The sequence below is a fragment of the Dyella ginsengisoli genome (assembly GCF_044904665.1).
Taxonomy (GTDB): Bacteria; Pseudomonadota; Gammaproteobacteria; order Xanthomonadales; family Rhodanobacteraceae; genus Dyella_A; species Dyella_A ginsengisoli.
In genome coordinates this window covers 311,495-332,773 of the sequence record NZ_JADIKM010000003.1, presented here as the reverse complement: position 1 = coordinate 332,773, position 21,279 = coordinate 311,495, and the positions used below count along the sequence as shown (strand labels likewise).

General features: G+C 68.7%; 17 protein-coding genes. 9 read left to right on the top strand and 8 right to left on the bottom strand.

Annotated features, from left to right (window positions below; all coding sequences use genetic code 11):
• Window positions 1-33 precede the first annotated feature (33 nt).
• From ISP17_RS11690 to cysG, 5 genes are all read right to left on the bottom strand, one after another.
• Window positions 34-540: a hypothetical protein gene (locus tag ISP17_RS11690; RefSeq protein ID WP_404633321.1), complete on the bottom strand. Its 507-nt coding sequence runs from the start codon at window positions 538-540 to the stop codon at window positions 34-36.
• A complete protein-coding gene (locus tag ISP17_RS11685; protein ID WP_404633319.1) occupies window positions 537-1,079 on the bottom strand; it encodes a GNAT family N-acetyltransferase in 543 nt (180 codons plus the stop codon). Before ISP17_RS11685 ends, ISP17_RS11690 begins: the two co-directional genes overlap by 4 nt.
• Window positions 1,080-1,285: 206 nt before the next feature.
• Entirely contained in the window at window positions 1,286-2,455 is a 1,170-nt protein-coding gene (locus tag ISP17_RS11680; protein WP_404633317.1) for an acyl-CoA dehydrogenase family protein, read from the bottom strand.
• Between the two features lie 132 nt (window positions 2,456-2,587).
• Entirely contained in the window at window positions 2,588-3,529 is a 942-nt protein-coding gene (cysK, locus tag ISP17_RS11675) for a cysteine synthase A (RefSeq protein WP_404633315.1), read from the bottom strand.
• Window positions 3,530-3,596: 67 nt separating this feature from the next.
• Window positions 3,597-5,072 (bottom strand): siroheme synthase CysG, encoded by a 1,476-nt coding sequence (gene cysG / locus ISP17_RS11670; protein ID WP_404633313.1) that lies wholly within the window; start codon window positions 5,070-5,072, stop codon window positions 3,597-3,599.
• 241 nt (window positions 5,073-5,313) lie between these two features.
• Between cysG and ISP17_RS11665 the strand changes: the two genes are divergently transcribed.
• On the top strand, window positions 5,314-6,321 hold the full coding sequence (locus tag ISP17_RS11665) for a LysR substrate-binding domain-containing protein (RefSeq protein WP_404633311.1): 1,008 nt from the start codon (window positions 5,314-5,316) through the stop codon (window positions 6,319-6,321).
• A 180-nt stretch (window positions 6,322-6,501) separates the two neighbouring features.
• Here the strand turns inward: ISP17_RS11665 and ISP17_RS11660 are convergent, their stop codons facing one another.
• From ISP17_RS11660 to ISP17_RS11650, 3 genes are read right to left on the bottom strand one after another with little or no spacing between them, the layout of a single operon-like run.
• Window positions 6,502-7,224 carry a phosphoadenylyl-sulfate reductase gene (locus ISP17_RS11660; protein ID WP_404633309.1) on the bottom strand — a complete coding sequence of 241 codons (723 nt, stop codon included), beginning with the start codon at window positions 7,222-7,224 and terminating at the stop codon, window positions 6,502-6,504.
• Window positions 7,221-8,918, bottom strand: a complete 1,698-nt coding sequence (gene cysI / locus ISP17_RS11655) for an assimilatory sulfite reductase (NADPH) hemoprotein subunit (protein WP_404633307.1) — start codon at window positions 8,916-8,918, stop codon at window positions 7,221-7,223. The genes ISP17_RS11660 and cysI overlap by 4 nt, the downstream gene beginning before the upstream one ends.
• A 2-nt stretch (window positions 8,919-8,920) precedes the next feature.
• Window positions 8,921-10,714: an assimilatory sulfite reductase (NADPH) flavoprotein subunit gene (locus ISP17_RS11650; RefSeq protein ID WP_404633305.1), complete on the bottom strand. Its 1,794-nt coding sequence runs from the start codon at window positions 10,712-10,714 to the stop codon at window positions 8,921-8,923.
• A gap of 130 nt (window positions 10,715-10,844) precedes the next feature.
• On the opposite strand from ISP17_RS11650, the gene ISP17_RS11645 reads away from it, so the two are divergent.
• The 8 genes from ISP17_RS11645 to ISP17_RS11610 all read left to right on the top strand — a co-directional run bounded on the left by ISP17_RS11645 (window position 10,845) and on the right by ISP17_RS11610 (window position 21,225).
• Window positions 10,845-12,050 carry a JmjC domain-containing protein gene (locus ISP17_RS11645; protein WP_404633303.1) on the top strand — a complete coding sequence of 402 codons (1,206 nt, stop codon included), beginning with the start codon at window positions 10,845-10,847 and terminating at the stop codon, window positions 12,048-12,050.
• Complete coding sequence (locus tag ISP17_RS11640; protein ID WP_404633301.1) at window positions 12,047-12,997, top strand: GNAT family N-acetyltransferase; 951 nt, start codon at window positions 12,047-12,049, stop codon at window positions 12,995-12,997. The genes ISP17_RS11645 and ISP17_RS11640 overlap by 4 nt, the downstream gene beginning before the upstream one ends.
• Window positions 12,998-13,234: 237 nt before the next feature.
• Complete coding sequence (locus ISP17_RS11635; protein ID WP_404633299.1) at window positions 13,235-16,078, top strand: 2-oxoglutarate dehydrogenase E1 component; 2,844 nt, start codon at window positions 13,235-13,237, stop codon at window positions 16,076-16,078.
• Window positions 16,079-16,157: 79 nt separating this feature from the next.
• Window positions 16,158-17,366: a 2-oxoglutarate dehydrogenase complex dihydrolipoyllysine-residue succinyltransferase gene (odhB, locus tag ISP17_RS11630; RefSeq protein ID WP_404633297.1), complete on the top strand. Its 1,209-nt coding sequence runs from the start codon at window positions 16,158-16,160 to the stop codon at window positions 17,364-17,366.
• Between the two features lie 128 nt (window positions 17,367-17,494).
• Window positions 17,495-18,922: a dihydrolipoyl dehydrogenase gene (gene lpdA / locus ISP17_RS11625; RefSeq protein ID WP_404633295.1), complete on the top strand. Its 1,428-nt coding sequence runs from the start codon at window positions 17,495-17,497 to the stop codon at window positions 18,920-18,922.
• Window positions 18,923-19,178: 256 nt separating this feature from the next.
• The gene (locus tag ISP17_RS11620) at window positions 19,179-19,775 is read left to right on the top strand and encodes an LOG family protein (RefSeq protein ID WP_404633293.1); all 597 of its coding nucleotides are present in this window, start codon (window positions 19,179-19,181) and stop codon (window positions 19,773-19,775) included.
• A 17-nt stretch (window positions 19,776-19,792) separates the two neighbouring features.
• A complete protein-coding gene (locus ISP17_RS11615) occupies window positions 19,793-20,788 on the top strand; it encodes a YhdH/YhfP family quinone oxidoreductase (RefSeq protein WP_404633291.1) in 996 nt (331 codons plus the stop codon).
• A gap of 71 nt (window positions 20,789-20,859) precedes the next feature.
• Window positions 20,860-21,225: a response regulator gene (locus tag ISP17_RS11610; protein ID WP_404633289.1), complete on the top strand. Its 366-nt coding sequence runs from the start codon at window positions 20,860-20,862 to the stop codon at window positions 21,223-21,225.
• Window positions 21,226-21,279 lie beyond the last annotated feature (54 nt).

The following is a 21,279-nucleotide window of genomic DNA, read 5'->3' as shown; positions in this document are numbered from 1 at the left end:
GTCCAGGAAGCGGAAGACGGTGGCGGAGCGCCGTCAGGAAGAGGAAACGATCGGCAGCACGGACCGCGGCTGGTGGAGCTTGCGCAACGCTGCGGCACGGGCCCGGTCCTTGTCGCGACCGAAGGATTCGAAGATGCGGATCTGGTCGTCCAGCGACGGCACCGGCACCGCCAGCCCCTGCAGGCCGACCAGCACCAGCTTGCCCGGCGACACCGGCTGCCAGCCGTCGCCGGCATCCAGTTCCAGGCCGCCCATCACCTCCACCGGCAGGCCGGGAAAACGGAAACGGGCGTAGTGCGAGCGGAAGCGGTCGCCGTCGGTGGGAACATGGGCGGTGTCGCGGCGCTCAGTCCAAAGTGCCGTCAGCGCCTCGGCGTCGCTGCGCGAAACCAGCACGTCGACATCGCCCACGCCCACGTCGGCACCGAGCAGCAGCGCCCCGGCGCTGCCGATCAGGCACCATGGATCGGCGCAGTGCACGTGCAGCTCGGGCACCAGCTCGGTGAGCGCGACGAACAGCGCGGGCGGGACGTGGCTCATGCGCGGCGGGAACGCCAGGCCTCGCGGCTCTGGCCCCAGACCTCGACGGGAAGATCCTGGAACGGCTCGGGCAAACGCCCTGGCCCCTGCAGGCTGGAGCCCAGCCGCCGGGCGACCTCCTGCGAGGCGAGATTGTCCGGCGCAATGGTGTGGATCACCTCGGTCCAGCCCAGCTGGTCGAATGCCCAGTCGATCGCGGCGGCCGAGCCTTCGGTGGCGTAGCCCTTCCCCCATGCCTCACGCAGCAGGCCCCAGCCCACTTCAGTGCCGGGCCAGCCTTCGGGCTGCCAAGGACCCAGCCGGCCGATCCACTGGCCGCTGGCTTTCTCGATCACCGAAAACATGCCGAAGCCCTGGATCGCCCACGCGCCGGCCATGGAGAGGAAGCCGCGCCAGGCCACGGCACGCGGCTGCGGGCCGCCGATGTGATGCGAGTTCTCACCGTCACCCATCAGCTGCGCCCAGCCTTCGAAATCCTCCGCCCGGGTCGGGCGCAGGATCAGGCGGTCGGTTTCGATGCGGATGTCTTGCCAGCTCATGCCGGGACACTCTGGCCCAGGTTTCTGTTCGCCCTCTGTGTCATTCCGGCGCAAGCCGGAGGCGCTTCATTAACAGCCGCAGAGCTGGTCATCCAGCGCCTGCAAACCCTGATGGGGAGGCACTGGATGACCGGCTGGCGCCGTTGAACATCGCTTCCGGCTTGCGCCGGGATGACGGTCATGAGGACGCTCGTCGCGCCATTACTTCAGAACGCGTTGATGCCGGTCAGCTCGCGACCCACCACCAGCTCGTGCACCGTCTCGGTGCCCTCGTAGGTGATCACCGATTCCAGGTTCAACGCGTGACGGATCGCGCCATGTTCGGTGGTGATGCCGGCGCCGCCGAGGATGTCGCGGCACTGGCGGGCGATGTCGATCGCCATGCGGCAGTTGTTCCACTTGGCCAGCGAGACCTGGGTCGGCTGCATTTTGCCGGCGTCCTTGAGGCGACCGAGCTGCAACGACAGCAGCTGCGCCGTGGTGATGCGGCGGGCCATGTCGGCCATCTTCAGCTGCACCGCCTGATTGGAGGCCAGCGGGCGACCGAACAGGATGCGCTCGGCGGTGTAGTCGAGCACTTCCTTCAGGCAGGCCTGCGCGGCGCCGATCGGCCCCCAGGTGATGCCGTAGCGGGCCTGGGTAAGGCAGCCCAGCGGACCCTTCAGGCCCTTCACGTTGGGCAGGCGGTTGGCGTCGGGCACGCGCACGCCGTCGAAGAACAGCGCGCTGGTGACCGAGGCGCGCAGGCTCATCTTCTTGTGGATTTCCTGCGCCTTGAAGCCGGCGGTATCGGTGGGGACGATGAAGCCCTGGATGCCGTCCTCGGTCATCGCCCACACGATGGCGATGTGCGCGAGGTTGCCGTTGGTGATCCACATCTTGGCGCCGTTGATCACCCAGTCGCCGCCGTCCTTGCGGGCGTGGGTCTTCATGTTCGCCGGATCGGAGCCGCCGTGCGGCTCGGTGAGGCCGAAGCAGCCGATGATCTCGCCAGCGGCCATGCCGGGCAGGTACTGGCGCTTCTGCTCCTCGCTGCCGTACGCGTAGATCGGATACATGCACAGCGAGCTCTGCACCGAGGCGAAGCTGCGCAGGCCCGAATCGCCGCGCTCCAGTTCCTGGCAGATCAGGCCGTAGCTGACGCCGTTCATGCCGGCACCGCCGTATTCCTCGGGGATGGTCGCGCCGAGCAGACCGAGGCCGGCGATCTCGGGAATCAGCTCTTTCGGGAAGCGGCCCTGATCGAAGCAGTCGCCGATGATCGGCAGCACCTTTTCGTCGACAAAGCGGCCGACGGAGTCCTGCACCATGCGCTCCTCGTCGGAGAGCAGCGAACGGACATCGTAAAGGTCGAGCGGATCAAGACGGACAGCCATGCAGCCTCCCACGGGTCGAATAATCCGCCCATTCTAGCGTGGGGTTCGGGCCGTCGGCGATGACGCGCCGCCGCAATGACCGCGGCGGAACGCCGCCCGCGCGACCGTGAAAGGTTCGCCTGCAGGGCCGGCTCAGGCGATCTCGTCCGAGCCCTCGTTGACGCCCTCGAACAGGTAGGTCGACAGGTAGCGCTCGCCGGTATCGGGCAGCATCGCCAGCAGCACGGTGCCGGCAGGCGCATCCTTGGCCACTTCCAGCGCGGCGGCCAGCGTGCCGCCGCAGGACAGCCCCACGAAGATGCCCTCCTGCGCGGCCAGCGCGCGGGCCACCTCGCGCGAGCGCTCGTCGGGGATCAGCTTGATCTCGTCGACCACCTCGCGGTTGAGCACCTTGGGGATGAAGTCCGGGTTCCAGCCCTGGATCTTGTGCGGCTGCCACTCGTTGCCGGCGAGCAGCGCGGCGCCGGCCGGTTCGGCACCGATCACCTTCACTTCCGGACGCGCCAGCTTGAGCATCTCGCCCACGCCGGTGAGCGTGCCGCCGGTACCCCAGCCGCTGACGAAGTAGTCCAGCCGCTTGCCGGCGAAATCCTTGAGGATCTCCGGGCCTGTGGTGCTGCGGTGGTAGGCCGGGTTGGCCGGGTTCTCGAACTGGCTGGCCCAGAACCAGCCGTGCTTTTCGGCCAGCTCCTTCGCCTTCTTCACCATGCCGGTGCCGCGCTCGGCCGCCGGGGTGAGCAGCACCCTGGCGCCGTAGGCGCGCATCAGCTTGCGCCGCTCGACCGAGAACGAGTCGCTCATCACCGCCACGAACGGATAGCCGCGCGCCGCGCAGACCATCGCCAGGCCCACGCCGGTGTTGCCGGAGGTGGCTTCCACCACGGTCTGGCCGGGCTTGAGCACGCCGCGTTTCTCCGCGTCGAGGATGATCGCCAGCGCCAGGCGATCCTTCACCGAACCGCCCGGGTTGAATGCCTCCACCTTGACGTAGATATCTACGCCCTTGGGCGCGAGGCGGTGCAGTTTCACGATCGGGGTGCCGCCGATGGTGTCGAGGATGCTGTCGTAGATCATGGGGAAGCTCCAGGGACCGGAAAGAAAAGGCGCCGCGCATGATGCGCCGACGCTGGGGAAAACGTGTTCAGGCGTGGTGAATGGCCGCCAGCGTGTCAACCGATGCGCCGAACGATACGGACGCGCGACGCGGCGGGATGCCCTGCCCCCGCTCGCCCACCGGCGGTGCACCGAACCAGGCCAGCGACTCGGCCAGCGCAGCCACCTCGCCCAGTATCAACAACGCCGGCGACTGCACCGCCTGCTCCACCGCGCGCCGCGCCAGCTGGCCCAGCGTGCCGGTGACCACCCGCTGCTCCGGCCGCGAGCCGTTCTCCACCAGGGCGAACGGCGTCGATGCGGCGCGACCGTGGGCCAGCAGGCGCTGCTGGAATGCCTCCAGTTGCGACACGCCCATGTACACCGCCAGCGTCTGCCGTTCGCGCGCCAGCGCGGGCCAGTCCAGCGTGTCGTGCGAGGCCTTGCAGTGCGCGGTGAGCAGCCGCACCGACTGCGCGCGATCGCGGTGGGTGAGCGGGATGCCGGCGTACGCAGCGCAGGCCACCGCCGCGGTGATCCCGGGCACCACTTCGTAGGGAATGTCGTGCGCGCGCAGGAACTCCAGCTCCTCGCCGCCGCGGCCGAACACGAACGGGTCGCCGCCCTTGAGCCGCACCACGCGCCGCCCGGCCCGCGCGTGTTCCAGCATCAGCGCGTGGATGCCGTCCTGCGTGGTGTGGTGATGGCCGGCCTCCTTGGCCACCTCGATGCGCTCGGCGTCGCGGCGCGCCAGCGCAAGCACCTCGTCGCTCACGAGGCGGTCGTGCAGGATCACGTCCGCCTCGTTCATGGCGCGCAGCGCGCGCAGGGTGAGCAGGCCCGGATCGCCGGGACCGGCGCCGACCAGCACCACGCTGCCGCGCGACGACGCATCGACCGAGGCCAGCAATCGCTCGGCCTCGGCCTGCGCCGCTTCGGGCCGGCCGCGACGCACCAGGTCGGCCACCGGGCCGGCGAACAGCTGCTCGTAAAACCGCCGCCGCGCCGCGGGCTCGGGATGGCGCAGGCGAATGCGCTTGCGTAGCCTCGCGGCCAGCGTCGCCAGCGCGCCGAGCGAGTGATCCAGCAGCGTCTCCAGCCGCTCGCGGAGCAAGCGCGCGAACATCGGCGCATCGCCACCGCTGGAGATGGCGATGGTGAGCGGCGCGCGGTCGATCACCGCCGGCACGTGGAAGCTGCAGCGCGCCGCGTCGTCCACCACATTGCAGAACAGCCGACGCGCGGCGGCCAGCTCGACGATACGTTGGTGCAGTGCTTCATCGTCGGTGGCGGCGATCACCAGCCACGCGTGGTCCAGCCAGTGCGCTTGGAAACTGCCGGCGATGTGCACGATCCGGCCGGCCTGCGCCCACTGCGCGAGCAGCGGCGACAAGGTCGGCGAACCCACGGTGACGCGCGCGCCCGCCTCCACCAGCGCGGCCGTCTTGCGCTCGGCCACCGCACCGCCGCCGACCACCAGCACGGCGCGGTCGGCGAGATCGGCGAACAGCGGATAGAGCTTCATTGGAGGCAGCACTCAAAGCGGCGCGCCGGCTGGCGCATCCGGCCAAGCTAGGCACGCAAGCCCGCGTCTGCAAATGATTTATGGGAAGGGCGATATGCCGTGCGGTTATGGAGCACCGCCCGCAACGCCGCGCTTGACGCACCGCACAAATCGGATGTATAGACGTCCAAATGAAAATGCATTCCTCCGCCGGCCTGTCGCCTGCGCCCGCCTTCCGCGCAGGCCACCACGGAGCGCCCGCATGACGCTGACCCAGCTGCGCTACCTCATCGCAATCGCCGACTCCGGGCTCAACATCACCCTGGCCGCCGAACGCGTGCACGCCACCCAGCCCGGCCTGAGCAAGCAGCTCAAGCAGCTGGAGGAAGAGCTGGGCTTCCAGCTGTTCAACCGCAGGGGCAAGAGCCTGGACGCGATCACCCACGCCGGCACCCACGTGCTGGAGCGCGCACGGGCGATCCTGGCCGAGGTGGGCAACATCCAGTCGGTGGCGGCCAACCTGCGCAACGAGGCGCGCGGCACGCTGCGCATCGCCACCACCCATACCCAGGCACGCTTCGCCCTGCCCGGCGCCATCGCCGCGCTCAGCCGCAGCTACCCGGAAGTGAGCGTGCACCTGCAGCCGGCTGCCGACGCCGAACTGCTGGGGCTGCTCGAAAGCGGCGGCGTCGACCTGGCGGTGGTCAGCACCGCCGGGGCGCCGCCGGCCGGCGTGATCGCGCTGCCCGCCTATCGCTGGCAGCGCCGGGTGGTGGTGCCCAAGGAGCATCCGCTGGCCGCGCTCGACCGCGCGCCGACGCTGGACGAACTGGCCGCACAGCCGCTGGTGAGCTACGACTCCTCACTCAAACCCGAATCCTCGCTGCGCCGCGCCTTCGAGTCCGCCGGCCTGCAGCCGCAGATCGCCATGACCGCCAGCGACGCCGACCTGATCAAGACCTACGTGCGCGCCGGCCTCGGCGTGGGCGTGCTGGCCGAGATGGCGCTGCTGCCCGCCGACAGCGCCGACCTGCGCATCCTCGCCGCCGACCAGCTGTTCGCGCCCTGCACCACCTGGATCGTGCTGCGCAAGGACAGCGTGCTGCGCGAATTCGCACTGGCCTTCATCACCGGCTTCGCCCCGCAGCTGGAGCGCAAGGCGGTGGCGCGGCACGTGTCCACCGGCGAGGCGGTGGAATGGCCGACCGCGCCGACGTGGCGGGAGCGGGCGGTGAAGGTGGCGATGAAACCGGTAGCGGTGCGGGCCTGAGGTAGCGGCGCGGTGGACGGCCGAGCTCTTGGCGATGGCTGGTCACATCCGCGGCCAACGCCGCGAATGATGGTCTTGGCCGGGCATCCGGAAAGACGCTGGATGACCGGCATTCGCCGTTGAAAAGCTTTTCCAGCGTCTCTTGCGCCTCGCCAAACCCGGAAACCGGGCCCAACCGCCCTACACCGCCTCGTGCAAGCCGCACTCCCGGTGCAGTCCGAAGAACCGCGTGTCCTCCGCGTCCATCCCCGGCTGCCACGGCCGAGTGGTGTGCACGTCACCGATCGACACGTAGCCCCGGTCCCACAGCGGGTGGTACGGCAGGCCGTGCTGGGCCAGGTACTGGCCCACATCGCGGTCGCGCCAGTCGGCGGCGGGATGGAATTTCCAGCGGCCGTTGCGACGTTGCACGAACGGAATCTGCTCGCGGCTGCGCGACTGCACGCGGCGCAGGCCGGAGAACCAGCCGGTGGCACCGAGCTCGGCCAGCGCGCGCTGCATCGGCTCCACCTTGCGCAGCTCGTTGTAGCGCTTGATGCCCGCCTCGCCCTGCTCCCACAGCCGGCCGTGACGGGCCTCCATCCACGCGGGGCTCATCGCGGGGCGGTAGACCTTGAGGTTGAGCTTGAGGCGGTCGACCAGCTGATCCACGAAGCGGTAGGTCTCGGGAAACAGGTAGCCCGTGTCGATCAGCACCACCGGGATGTCCGGCTGTTCGCGCGTCAGCAGGTGCAGCATCAGCGCCGACTGCGCGCCGAAGCTGGACGACAGCACCAGCGGGCCCGATACGTTGCGCAGCACCCAGCGCACGCGCTCCGGCGGGTCGAGCCGGCCCAGCCAGGCGTCGAGCCTGCCGAGCACGGCCGGATCGCGGGCCGCGGCGTCGAGGTAGGCCGGGTTCACGCGGTCACCTGCGCGGGAATCTTCTGCGGCATGCTCACCTCGCCGATGCGCACGAGGAAGTCGCCGAAGCCCTCGCCCGTGTCGCGCTCGGCGGCATAGCGGGCGAACAATGGATCGAGCGCGGCGAGGATCGCCGCTTCGTCGATGTTCTCGCGGTAGACGCGGTTCAGCCGCTGGCCGCGGAAGTCGGCGCCCAGGCGCAGGTCGTAGCGACCCGGTGCGCGACCAACCAGCGCGATCTCGCCGAGATAGGGCCGCGAGCAGCCATTGGGGCAGCCGGACAGGCGCAGCAGGATCGGCGCGTCGGCCAGGCCGTGGCGGTCGAGCTGCGCTTCCAGCTTCGGCAGCAGCTCCGGCAGGTAGCGCTCGCTCTCGGCCATCGCCAGGCCACAGGTGGGCAGCGCCACACAGGCCACCGCATGACGGCGGATCGGGGCGGCGCGGCGGTAGCCGTCCAGGCCGTATTCGGCCACCAGCGCGTCGACGCGCGCGCGGTCGGCCGCATCCACGTCGGCCACGATCACGTTCTGGTTGCAGGTCATGCGGAAACTGCCGGTGTGGACCTTCGCCAGTTCGCGCAAGCCGCTCAGCGAACGCACGGTGCCCGCATCGGCCAGCCGCCCGGCCTCGATGTGCAGGGTGAGGTGCCAGCGGCCGCCCTCGCCTTCCACCCAGCCGTAGCGATCGCCGTTGTGCTCGAACGCGTACGGCCGCGCCGACGCCAGCGCGAAGCCGAGGCGCGATTCCAGCTCGGCGACGAAGGCGTCCAGACCGCGATGGTCCAGCGTGTACTTCAGCCGGGCGTGCTTGCGCTCGCTACGGTTGCCCCAGTCACGCTGCACGCCAACCACGCCTTCGGCCACCGCGATCAACTGCTCTGGCGCGACGAAGCCGATCACGCTGGCCAGCCGCGGATACGTCGTCGGATCGCCTTGGGTGGCACCCATGCCGCCGCCGACGGCGACATTGAAGCCGAGCAGTTGGCCGTTCTCGATGATGGCGATCAGGCCCAGGTCCTGGGTGAACACGTCCACATCGTTGAGCGGCGGGATGGCCAGGCCGATCTTGAACTTGCGCGGCAGGTAGGTCGGGCCGTAAAGCGGCTCATGCTCGTCGCCGGCGACCTTTTCGCCGTCCAGCCAGATCTCGTGGTACGCCCGGGTCTGCGGCTCCAGGTGCTCGGAGAGCTTGGCAGCCCAGGCGTAAGCCAGCGCGTGCGTCTCGGGCACTTCCGGATTCGCGCTGCTGACCACGGTACGCACCACGTCGCCGCAGGCGGCGATGGTGGTCGCCAGCGCGTCGTGGATGGCGCGCAGGGTGGGCTTCAACCGGCGCTTGATCACGCCGTGCCACTGGAAGGTCTGCCGCGTGGTGATGCGCAGCGTGCCGTTGGCGTGTTCGGTGGCGATGCAGTCGAACGCCAGCCACTGCGCCGGCGTCACCACGCCGCCAGGCAGGCGAGCGCGGATCATGAAGGAATACGCCGGCTCCAGTTTCTGCCGGCGGCGCTCGTCGCGCAGGTCGCGGTCGTCCTGCTGGTAGCTGCCGTGGAATTTCAGCAGCTTGTTGTCGTCGTCACTTATCGCGCCGGTGATCGGGTCGGCCAGGCCTTCGGCGATGGTTCCGCGCAGCAGCCGGCTGGCCGCCTTGATGCGTTCCATCTCGGACACGGGCAAGGAAGCGGTTTCGCTCATCTTCAGTACACGTCGCGGGCATAGCGCCCGTCCTGCAGGAGTTCGGAAAGCCAGGCCTGGGCGGCCTCGGGGGTCTTGCCGCCGTGGGTGGCGACGATGTCGGCGAGCGCGGAGTGCACGTCCTTCGCCATCTGCGCGGCGTCGCCGCATACATAGATATGCGCGCCTCCGGCGAGCCAGTCGTAGAGCTCGGCGCCGCGTTCGCGCAGCACGTGCTGCACATAGCGTTTCTGGGCCTGGTCGCGTGAGAACGCCACGTCAAGGCGATGCAGTGCGCCGTCCTTGAGCGCCTGCTGCCACTCGACCTGGTAGAGGAAGTCGTCGGCGACGTGCCGGTTGCCGAACAACAGCCAGTTGCGGCCGGTCGCACCGGCCTGCTGGCGCTCCTGCACGAAGGCGCGGAACGGCGCCACGCCCGTGCCTGGACCGATCATGATTACGTCGCGTGCGCCGTCGGCGGGCAGGCGGAAGCGCTCGTTCGGCTCGATGAAGACATCCAGCGTGGCGTCCTCGTCGGCCGCGGCGATCCAGTGCGAGGCAGCGCCGAGGTGGGGTTCGCCGTACGCGTGGTAGCCGACCACGGCGACGGTGAGGTGCACTTCGTCGTCACCCACCGCACGCGGGCTGGAGGCGATCGAGTACAGGCGCGGTGTCAGCGGCCGCAGCGCGGCGACCAGTGCCGCGGCATCCCAGTCGGCGGGATGGGCACGCAGCAGGTCGATCGGCTGATGGCTGTCGAACAGCTCCCTCAGCGCATCGGGACTCTGCAGCGCGGCGCGCAGCCCGGCGCTGTCCGCGCGCCCGGCCACCGCCTGCACCAGCGGGCGGCTGAGCCGGGTCAACTCGCGTTCGCGCGTCAGCCATTCGCGCAGCGGCTGCGTCCTGCCGTCATGGGTCACCGCCGCGTCGCCATCCAGCGACAGCGCGGCAAGGAACGCCGTCACCAGCGATGCGGGATTGCGGTGCCACACTCCGAGCGCGTCGCCCGGCGCGTAGCGCAGGCCGGACCCTTCCAACGACAGCTCGACGTGGCGCACGTCGCGATCGCTGGCGCGCGACACGATGCGCTGGTTCGCCAGCACCGGCGCCGGGAACGGGCGGTCGCGATGGAACTGGGGGCGCGTCGCGGCCACCCGCAGCGGGGTCACCGAGGCGATCGGTGCGTCGTGTGCGAGCCGCTCGCGCAGCAGTGCCAGCGCGCCCTCGCTCCACGGTGCGGCCACCGGCTCGATATCGATGTCGGCCTCGGCCAGCGGTGCCAGCCGCTGCGCGCCCAGCTCGGCCAGGCGGGCGTCGAGCGCGCGGCCCATCGCGTTGAACTGCGGGTAGCTAGAGTCGCCCAGACCCAGCACCGTGTACTGCAGCTTCGGCAGCTTCGGCGCGCGGCGCGAGGCGAGGAATTCGACGAAGCCGCGCGCGTCGTCCGGCGGCTCGCCCTCGCCCTGGGTGCTGACCACCACGGCGAGGTAGCGCTCGTCGGCCAGCTCGCGGGTGGCGTAGGCGCCGGCGCGCACCAGTCGCACCGGCAGGCCGGACGCTTCCGCCTCCGCGGCAAAGCGTTCGGCGACGCGACGCGCGTTGCCGGTCTGGCTGCCGTACAGCACGGTGAGCCGGGTCGCGTTCGCCGGGGCGACCGCACCCTGGCGTGCTGTCGGATGCGCCGCCTGGTTGGCCACCCAGGCGGCGATCCAGTACAACTGCGCCGGATCGAGTCCGTCGACCAGCTGGCGCAGCAGCGCCTGACGGTCGTCGGCCAGGCCGGGCGAACTGGCGAGGTGGGCCTGCAGTGCGTTCACGTCGACAACCTTTGGACGTCCAAACGGGATCGCTGCAGCTTGCCCCCGCGCGGGCGCATCGCCCAAAGGATGATTGGCGATGTGCTTATGCACGCGCGTCATGCCCGGGCGCCGTGGCTACAATGCGCGCATGGCCATCTCCTCCCCCTCCCGCAAGCCGCTGCCGATCGAGGTGCGCGGCTCCGCGCGCCAGCCGCTCGGCATGTCCACCGCCCAGTTCCTGCGCGATTACTGGCAGAAGCATCCGCTGCTGGTGCGCAACGCCTTCCCCGATTTCGTGCCGCCGATCGCGCCGGAGGATCTCGCCGGCCTGGCCTGCGAGGAAGGCGCGCTGTCGCGGCTGATCCGCCACGACGAAAAGCGCGACCGCTGGCAGGTGAAGACCGGCCCGCTGGCCGAGGCCGACTTCGCCACCACCGGCGACGCCAACTGGACCTTGCTGGTGCAGGACGTGGACAAGTGGGACGCCGACGTCGCCGCGCTGCTGGAGCCGTTTTCGTTCCTGCCGAGCTGGCGCGTGGACGACATCATGGTTTCCTACGCCGAGCCAGGCGGCGGCGTGGGCGCGCACGTCGACCAGTACGACGTGTTCCTGCTGCAGGGCCTCGGCCAGCGTCACTGGGCGATCAGCACCGACCCGGACGCGCCGAAGGATTTCCGCCTGGACGTGGAGCTCAAGCAGCTCGCGCATTTCGAGCCCACCCACGAGTGGCTGCTCGAACCGGGCGACATGCTCTATCTGCCGCCCGGCGTGCCGCACGACGGCGTGGCCTTCGGCGCAGCGTGCATGACGTTCTCCATCGGCATGCGCGCGCCGTCGCAGGCCGAGCTGATCGGCGACCTCGCCGACTACCTCGCCGAACGCCTGCCGGAGGAAGCGCGCTACACCGACCCGGATCTCGCTGCCGCCCGCAACGCCGGCGAGATCGACCGCAGTGCGCTCGAACGCCTGCGCAGCGCCCTGCCGTTTGCCACCGCCTACAACGACGCGACCCTGCTCGACTGGTTCGGCCAGTTCATCACCCGCTACCGGCTGGCGCAGAATCCCGCGCCGGCGGACCGGCCGACCACGCCGGCCGCGCTGGACAAGTTGCTGGCGTCGGGCAGTGTGTTCCTGCGCCACCCGTGGTCGCGCATGGCCTGGGCGCGCACCCGCGCCGGCTGCACGCTGTTCGCCAACGGCCACGCGTATCCGGCCAGTGCGGGGCTGGCACAACTGCTGTGCGCCGAGCGCGAGTTCGTGCTGGAGGGCGCACTGGATGCCACCGAGCGCAGCCTGCTCATCGCCCTGCTCGACGACGGCCACCTGGTTCCACGCAAGCCGCGACGCCGATGAAGCTCGAACCCTTCCACATCGTCAGCGCTGACTGGGCGCGCGCCAGCGACCGCGAGACCATCCGGCCGCTGCGCCGCGCGGTGTTCGTGGAAGAGTTCGGCCTGCCGGGGACGTGCGAGGCGGACGAGCTCGATCCCGGTGCGCTGCACCTGATCGCCCGCGACGACGCCGACCGTGCGATCGGCGTCGCCCGGCTCACCGCCGACCACCACATCAGCCGCGTCGCGGTGCTGCCGGCCGCGCGATGCCAGGGTGTCGGCACCGCCCTGCTGCGCCAGCTGGTCGACCGCGCGCGCAGCTTCGGCTGGCCGCACGTGCAGTTGGATGCACAGGTGGATGCGGTCGACTTCTACACGCGCGAGGGCTTCGCGGCCGTCGGCGAGCTGTTCGAGCACGCCGGCCTGCTGCATCAGGCGATGCGCAAGGCGCTGTCGCTGGAGGAACCGGCTGCGCCCGCGCCGCGCGACGTGGGTGTGCTGCCCGCCGAGGATCGTCCGGGGGTGGAGGCCGCGCGTCTGCAGTTGCTGGTCGACGCGCGCCACGTGCTGGCGATCCACCTTCCAGCGCTCGACAGCGAGCACTTCGCCAACCCGGCGGAGCTGGAGCAGATCCGCCGCATCGCCACTTCCGGCCGCGGCGCGCGCATCCGCCTGCTGCTGCACGATCCGGGCGCCGCGCTGCGCGACGGCCATCGGCTGCTCGCCCTGGTGCAGCGACTGTCCAGCGTGATCCAGGTGCGCCGCCCGGTGGACGAGATCGACCTGGCCCAGCGCGCCGGCTGGCTGTTGAATGATGCCGGTGGCTACCTGTTCCTGCCCGAGTACGACCGCCCGCAGGGGCGCGCCGCCCGTCACGACCGCGCCGGCCAGGCACCGCTGGCCCAGCAGTTCGACGAGATCTGGGAGCGCTCGGTGCCGGCCACCGAACTGCAGACGCTGGGTCTGTAGCCGGCAGCTGAACGGGCGACGGCGTACCGCGTCGTCGCACCGATCGTCCGCAAACCGCATCCGCCTTCGCTTGATCCGGCGCTGCGCCCCTTGATTTGGCCAAACGCGGGCACATTCGATGCCCGGTACGGGTTGTCGCGTCGCAGCAGCCCGGGGCTATAATTAACAAGATTTTTGCCAGCCTTCTGCTGCGCCAAGGGCAGCGCGGGCGGCCTCCCTTCCCCGACCGGTGGTGACGTGAGTACAAACCTGATTCGCGAGTTCTTCGAATCCTCCCAACTCGCAGGCGGAAACGCCGACTATGTCGAAGCGCTGTACGACGCCTGGCTGAGCGACCCCGGCTCCGTCCCCGCCGAATGGAACAGCTATTTCCAGAACTTCAATGGCCGCGCGTCGGGAGATGTCTCCCACACCGCGGCCATTGCGCGTATTGAAGCAGCGCAGAAGCAGCGCCGCGGCGTCGTTGCCGCCGCCGGCCCGGTCGACGATGCGCACGCGCGCAAGCAGGCCGGCGTGCTGCGCCTGCTCACCGCCTATCGCTCGCGCGGCCACCTTGCCGCCGACCTCGACCCGCTCGGCCTCGCGCAGAAGATGGACGCGCCGGACCTGGGCCTGCCCTTCCACGGCCTGGCCGAGTCCGACCTGGACACCGAATTCGACTGCGGCACCTACGCCGGCGGCGGCCAGCGCATGAAGCTGCGCGAGCTGCTGGCGCGACTGAAGAAGATCTACACCGGCACCGTCGGTGCCGAGTTCATGTACATCTCCGACCACGCCCAGCGGAACTGGATCTACAGCCGGCTGGAGCAGGCCAACGGCAATGCGGGACTGGGCGGCGACGAGAAGCGCCATCTGCTCGACGTGCTCACCGCCACCGAGGGTCTGGAGCGCTACCTGCACACCAAGTATGTGGGCCAGAAGCGCTTCTCGCTGGAAGGCGGCGACAGCCTGATCCCGCTGGTCGACGACGTGGTGCGCATGGCCGGCGACAACGGCATCAAGGAGCTGGTGATCGGCATGGCCCACCGCGGCCGCCTCAACGTGCTGGTCAACATCCTGGGCAAACCGCCGAAGACCCTGTTCGACGAGTTCGAGGGCAAGTTCGAGCACATCGACGACCCGTCCTATTCCGGCGACGTGAAGTACCACATGGGCTTCTCGTCCGACCTGAAGACGCCCAAGGGCGGCGTGCACGTGGCACTGGCGTTCAACCCATCGCACCTGGAGATCGTCAACCCGGTGGTCGCCGGCTCCGTGCATGCGCGCCAGCTGCGCCGCCGCGACACCGAGCACCAGCAGTCGATGGCCGTGCTGATCCACGGCGACGCGGCGCTGGCCGGCCAGGGCGTGAACATGGAACTGTTCAACATGTCGCAGGCCCGCGGCTTCAAGATCGGCGGCACCCTGCACGTGGTGGTGAACAACCAGGTGGGCTTCACCACCTCCAACCCGCAGGACGCCCGCTCCACGATGTACTGCACCGATCTGGCCAAGATGGTCAACGCGCCGGTGTTCCACGTGAATGGCGACGACCCGGAAGCGGTGATCGAGGTCACCCGCCTGGCCTACGAGTTCCGCAAGACCTTCCGCAAGGACGTGGTGATCGACCTGGTCTGCTATCGCCGACACGGCCACAACGAAGCCGACGAGCCGGCGGCCACGCAGCCGCTGATGTACCAGATCATCCGCAAGCGCCCGACCACCCGCGACCTGTACGCCCAACGGCTGCAGAAGGACGGCGTGGTCGCCGACGGTGACGGCCAGAAGCGACTGGACGCCTATCGCGAGCGGCTGGAAGCCGGCGCACCGCTGGCCGAGTTCAACCCGACCCCGGTGCGCGACCTGGAGATCGACTGGAGCCGCTTTTACAACAACGCCCTGTCGATGGCCGTGGACACCACGGTGCCGAAGCAGAAGCTGGTGGAACTGGCCAATCGCATCCTCGAGCTGCCGGGCGATCTCACGCTGCAGTCGCGCGTGGGCAAGATCTACGACGACCGTCGCAAGATGGCCGCCGGCGAACAGCTGGCCGACTGGGGCTTTGCCGAGAACCTGGCCTACGCCACCCTGGTCGACGGCGGCAGCAACCTGCGTCTGGTCGGCCAGGATTCGGGCCGCGGCACCTTCTTCCACCGCCACGCGGTGCTGCACGACCAGAAGGACGGCCACACCTATCTGCCGCTGGGCACGATCCGCGACGACGCCAACGTCGAGGTGATCGACTCGCTGCTCAGCGAGGAGGCGGTGATGGCGTTCGAGTACGGCCACTCGACCACCGATCCGGACACGCTGCACATCTGGGAAGGCCAGTTCGGCGATTTCGCCAACGGCGCGCAGGTGGTGATCGACCAGTTCATCAGCTCCGGCGAGTCGAAGTGGAACCGCCTGTGCGGACTGGCGCTGTACCTGCCGCACGGCTATGAGGGCCAGGGCCCGGAGCACTCCTCAGCCCGCCTTGAGCGCTTCCTGCAGCTGTGCGCGATGAACAACATGCAGGTCTGTGTGCCGACCACCCCGGCGCAGGATTTCCACATGATCCGCCGGCAGATGCTGCGCCCGGTGCGCAAGCCGCTGATCGTGATGACGCCCAAGTCGCTGCTGCGCCACAAGCTGGCCGTGTCGAGCCTGGACGAGCTGGCCAACGGCAGCTTCCAGCTGGTGATCGGCGAGCACCGCGAGCTGCCGGCGAAGAAAGTCAAGCGCGTGGTGCTGTGCGCGGGCAAGGTCTACTACGACCTGCTGGAGGAAGCGGACAAGCGCGGACTGACCGACGTCGCGATCGTGCGTGTCGAGCAGCTCTATCCGTTCCCGCGCCCGGAAGTCACCGCCGAACTGGACAAGTACCCTTCCGCCAAGGAAGTGATCTGGTGCCAGGAAGAGCCGATGAACCAGGGCGCCTGGTTCCAGATCCGCCACCATCTGCAGGCCTGCATCGGCGCCAGGCACACGCTGTCGTACGCCGGTCGCGCCCGCTCCGCGGCGCCGGCTGCCGGTCACCTCAACGAGCACAACGCCGAACAGGCGGCGCTGGTCGAGCAGGCGCTGGTCGCCCCGATCGGCACCGACCATTCGGCCGAGTAAGATTTTCGAATAGCGCGGCCGGGACGGCCGCTTTGCTCCCGCGCCCACGGATGGGCGCCCACCCAAGCAAGGACCCTGTATGTCCATCGAAGTCAAAGTCCCCGTCCTCCCCGAGTCCGTCTCCGACGCCACCATCGCCACCTGGCACAAGAAGGTCGGTGATGCGGTCAAGCGCGACGAGAACCTGGTCGATCTCGAGACCGACAAGGTCGTGCTCGAAGTGCCCTCCACGGTCGACGGCGTGCTGAAGGAAATCCGTCACCAGGAAGGCGACACGGTGAACAGCGAGCAGGTCATCGCGATCATCGAGGAAGGCGCCGCTGCCGCCGCGCCGGCCCCGGCGAAGGACGAGGCCAAGGCCGCCGCTGCCCCTGCGCCTGCCAAGGCCGAGGCGCCCAAGGCCGCCGGCAAGGCCACCGAGGAGCTGTCCCCGGCCGGCCGCCGCGTCGCCGCGGAAGAGCACATCGACCCGTCCAAGGTCGCCGGCACCGGCCGCGACGGCCGCGTGACCAAGGAAGACCTGGTCAACTACGGCAAGGGTGGCAGCGCCCCGGCCGCCTCGCCCGCCGCCAAGCCGACGCCGGGCGCCCGTCCGGAAGAGCGCGTGCCGATGACCCGTATCCGCGCCCGCATCGCCGAGCGCCTGATGCAGTCGAAGAACTCGATCGCCATGCTGACCTCGTTCAACGAGGTGAACCTGGCCGAGGTGGTGAAGATGCGCAAGACGCTGGGCGAGTCGTTCGAGAAGGCGAACGGCATCAAGCTCGGCTTCATGAGCTTCTTCGTCAAGGCCGCGGCCGAGGCGCTCAAGCGCCATCCGGTGATCAACGCCTCGGTGGACGGCAACGACATCATCTACCACGGCTACCAGGACATCTCGATCGCCGTGTCCACCGACAAGGGCCTGGTCACGCCGGTGCTGCGCGACGTGCAGGACATGAGCTTCGCCGACGTCGAGCAGGGCATCGCCGGCTACGCCAAGAAGGCGCGTGACGGCAAGCTCGGCCTGGACGACCTGCAGGGCGGCACCTTCACCATCACCAACGGCGGCACCTTCGGCTCGCTGCTGTCCACGCCGATCGTCAACCCGCCGCAAAGCGCGATCCTGGGCATGCACACCATCAAGGAGCGTGCCATCGTCGAGAACGGCCAGGTGATCGCCGCGCCGATGATGTACCTGGCGCTGTCCTACGACCACCGCATCATCGACGGCAAGGACGCGGTGCTGTTCCTGGTCGACATCAAGAACCAGCTCGAGAACCCGCAGCGCATGCTTCTTGGTCTCTGACCAAGAAGCAAAGTCAGGCATGAAGCTCTGATGGCGAGTCGTGGTGTAACAACCACACTCGCCCTGTCTTCACCGCTCTCTTTCTCGATGCAGCTCGAAGCGCATCGCCAAGCTTTCAAGGAACAATCATGAGCGATCAACAATTCGACGTCATCGTCATCGGTGCCGGCCCCGCCGGCTACGTGGCGGCGATCCGCGCCGCGCAGCTGGGCCTGAAGGTGGCCTGCGTCGACGCCTTCGTGGGCAAGGACGGCAAGCAAGCCCTCGGCGGCACCTGCCTCAACGTCGGCTGCATCCCGTCCAAGGCTTTGCTCGATTCGTCCAAGCAGTTCTACAACTTGGCGCACAACCTGCCCACGCACGGCATCAGCGTGGAGAACGCCAAGGTGGACATGGCCACCTTCATCGGCCGCAAGGACAAGATCGTCAAGCAGTTCACCGGCGGCATTGGCCAGCTGTTCAAGGCCAACAAGGTCACGGCGTTCTTCGGCAAGGGCAAGCTGCTCAAGGGCAACCAGGTCCAGATCACCGGCAACGACGGCGCCGTGCAGACGCTCAGCGCCACCAACGTGATCCTCGCCTCCGGCTCGGTACCGATCGAGCTGCCGTTCGCCAAGTTCGACGGCAAGCACATCATCGACAACACCGGCGCGCTGGACATCAGCGAAGTGCCCAAGCGCCTGGGCGTGATCGGCGCCGGCGTGATCGGCCTGGAGCTGGGCAGCGTGTGGCGCCGGCTGGGTGCGGAAGTGACCGTGCTCGAAGCCTTGCCCGACTTCCTCGGCGCGGCCGATCCGGATATCGCCAAGATCGCCTTCAAGGAATTCACCAAGCTGGGCCTCAACATCAAGATGGGCGCCAAGCTGGGCAAGGCCGAAGTCAAGAAGGACGGCGTGCACTTGGTCTACACCGACAAGGACGGCGAGCAGACGCTGGTGGTGGACAAGCTACTGGTGGCCGTGGGTCGCCGCGCCTACACCGAAGGCCTGCTGGCCGAGGATTGCGGCGTGAAGCTGGACGAACGCGGCCGCATCGTGGTCGACGAGCACAACCACACCGGCGTGGACGGCGTGTGGGCGATCGGTGACGCCGTGCGCGGCCCGATGCTGGCGCACAAGGGTTCCGAGGAAGGTGTGGCGGTGGCCGAATGGATCGCCGGCAAGGCCGGTCACGTCAACTTCGACACCATTCCGTGGGTGATCTACACCGAGCCGGAAATCGCCTGGGCCGGCAAGACCGAGAAGGAGCTGAAGGAAGCGGGCATCCCGTACAAGGTCGGCACCTTCCCGTTCGCCGCCATCGGCCGCGCCGTGGCGATGAACGAGGCGATCGGCCAGGTGAAGATGCTTGCCCACGCCGAAACCGATCGCATCCTCGGCGTGCACATGGTCGGCCCCGGCGTGTCCGAGCTGATCGCCGAGTGCGTGGTGGCGATGGAGTTCAAGGGCTCGTCGGAAGACCTGGCCCGCATCGTCCACGCGCACCCGACGTTGTCCGAAGCTGTGCACGAAGCCGCCCTGTCGGTCGACAAGCGCGCCATTCACAAGGGCAATTGAGGCCAGGATGGCCTCATCCCGGACAGCCCATGGACGGGCGATGATCCGGGATCCAGCGCATTCGGCCCGCTCGTGGCGACATGGGCGGGCCGCTTGCTTTCAGGAGTGAGTAAAGAGGAGTGAGAAGTGAGCGAAGAGCCACGGCTGTCTCACTCCAAGGTCTCCTCAACATCTCACACTGATCGCGGCAATCCACCCGACCCGGCTTGCCCCACTCATCTCACTTCTCACTCCTCTCCACTCACTCATCGCCCTTATGCCCCAACCCACCTCCCTCTGCGTCTACTGCGGCTCCGCCAATGGCAACGATCCGGCCTACCTTGCGCTGGCGCGCGACTTCGGCAGCGAGCTGGCGCGTCGCGGCATCGCGCTGGTGTACGGCGGCGGCAAGGTGGGGTTGATGGGAACGGTGGCCGACGCGGTGCTCGCCGGCGGCGGCAAGGTGATCGGTGTGATTCCCCGCCAGCTGGTGGAGCTTGAGGTGGCGCACCCCGGGCTCACCGAACTGGTGGTGGTGGAAACCATGCATCAACGCAAGACCCGCATGTACGAGTTGTCCGACGCCTTCGTGGCCCTGCCCGGCGGCTTCGGCACCATGGACGAGATGTTCGAGATGCTGACCTGGGCCCAGCTCGGGCTGCACCGCTACCCGTGCGCCTTCCTCGACGTGCGCGGCTACTACGCCGGCCTGCGCGGCCTGATGGACCACATGGTAGACGAAGGTTTTGTACAGGCCGGTCAGCGCGACAGTGTATGGTTTGGCGCTTCCATGACCGCCCTGTTCGACTGGATGGCCGGCTATGACGGCGGCAATGCTGCCCGCGTGATCGGACCGGCCAGCATCAAGGCCTGACGCCAGGAGATTCCCGCATGACCACGTTCCGCGCCTTCCGCATTCACCAGGACGAGGCTGGCTACCGCGCCGGCACGGAAACGATGGACACGGACGCGCTCTCGCCGGGCGAAGTGCTGGTCAAGGCCGCGTACTCCTCGGTGAACTTCAAGGACGCACTGGCCGGCACCGGCAAGGGCAAGATCCTGCGACAGTTCCCGCTCAATGGCGGCATCGACGTTGCCGGTCATGTGGTGGCCTCCACCAGTCCGGCGTTCAAGGAAGGCGATGCGGTGCTGTGCACCGGCGCTGGCCTGTCCGAGACACGCGACGGTGGCTACGGCGAGTACGCGCGCCTCGACGCGCGCTGGACCATTCCCCTGCCCGCCGGCCTGAGCCTGCGCGAGAGCATGATCCTGGGTACCGCCGGCTTCACCGCCGCGCTGGGCCTGCTGCAGATGCAGGACAACCGCCAGACGCCGTCGCTGGGACCGATCGCCGTCACCGGCGCCAGCGGTGGCGTGGGCATGCTGGCCATCGACATGTATGCGCGCGCGGGCTATGAGGTGCATGCGATCAGCGGCAAGGCGGATCATTTCGACTTCCTCGCCGGGCTGGGCGCCGCGCAGTGCATCGATCGCCACCAGCTCGCCTTCAGCGGCAAGCCGATGGATTCGGCGCGTTTCGGCGGTGCGCTGGACAACGTCGGCGGCACGATGCTGGCCGGCCTGCTGCCGCTGATCGCGCCGTACGGCAACGTGGCCATCTGCGGCAACGCCGGCGGCATCGCCTTCGACAGCACGGTGATGCCCTTCATCATCCGCGGCGTGAACCTGCTGGGCGTGGCCAGCGCCGGCACCGCACGCGACCTGCGCGACCGGGTATGGCAGCATCTGGCGAGCGACTGGAAGCCGCGGCACCTCGATCGCATCGCCACCCGCGAAGTCACGCTCGACGAACTGCCCGACGTGTTTCCCGCCATGCTGGCCGGCCAGTCGTTCGGTCGCACCGTGGTGCGCCACGCCGGCGCCTGATCGCGTCGACTTGGAAGCCGGTCGGGCGCAGCTTAGAATTCATTCACTTTCGCACAAGGGATCCCCACCTTATGGCCCGTATCCTCATCGTCGACGATTCCCCGTCGCAGCTGCTCGGTCTCAAACGTGTCGTGGAGAAGCTCGGCCACGAGGCGCTGACCGCCGAGGATGGCGCGGCCGGCGTCGAGGCGGCCAAGCGCGAGCTGCCGGATCTGATCCTTATGGACGTGGTGATGCCCAACCTCAACGGTTTCCAGGCCACCCGCACGATCAGCAAGGACCCCACCACCGCGCACATCCCCGTGGTGCTGGTCACCACCAAGGACCAGGAGACCGACAAGGTCTGGGGCATGCGCCAGGGCGCCAAGGCCTACGTCACCAAGCCGATCAAGGAAGAGGAGCTGGTCGCCACGCTGGCCGAACTGCTGCCCACCTGATCGAAGCAAGTCGATCGACGGACACGAAAACGGCGCCCGAGGGCGCCGTTTTCA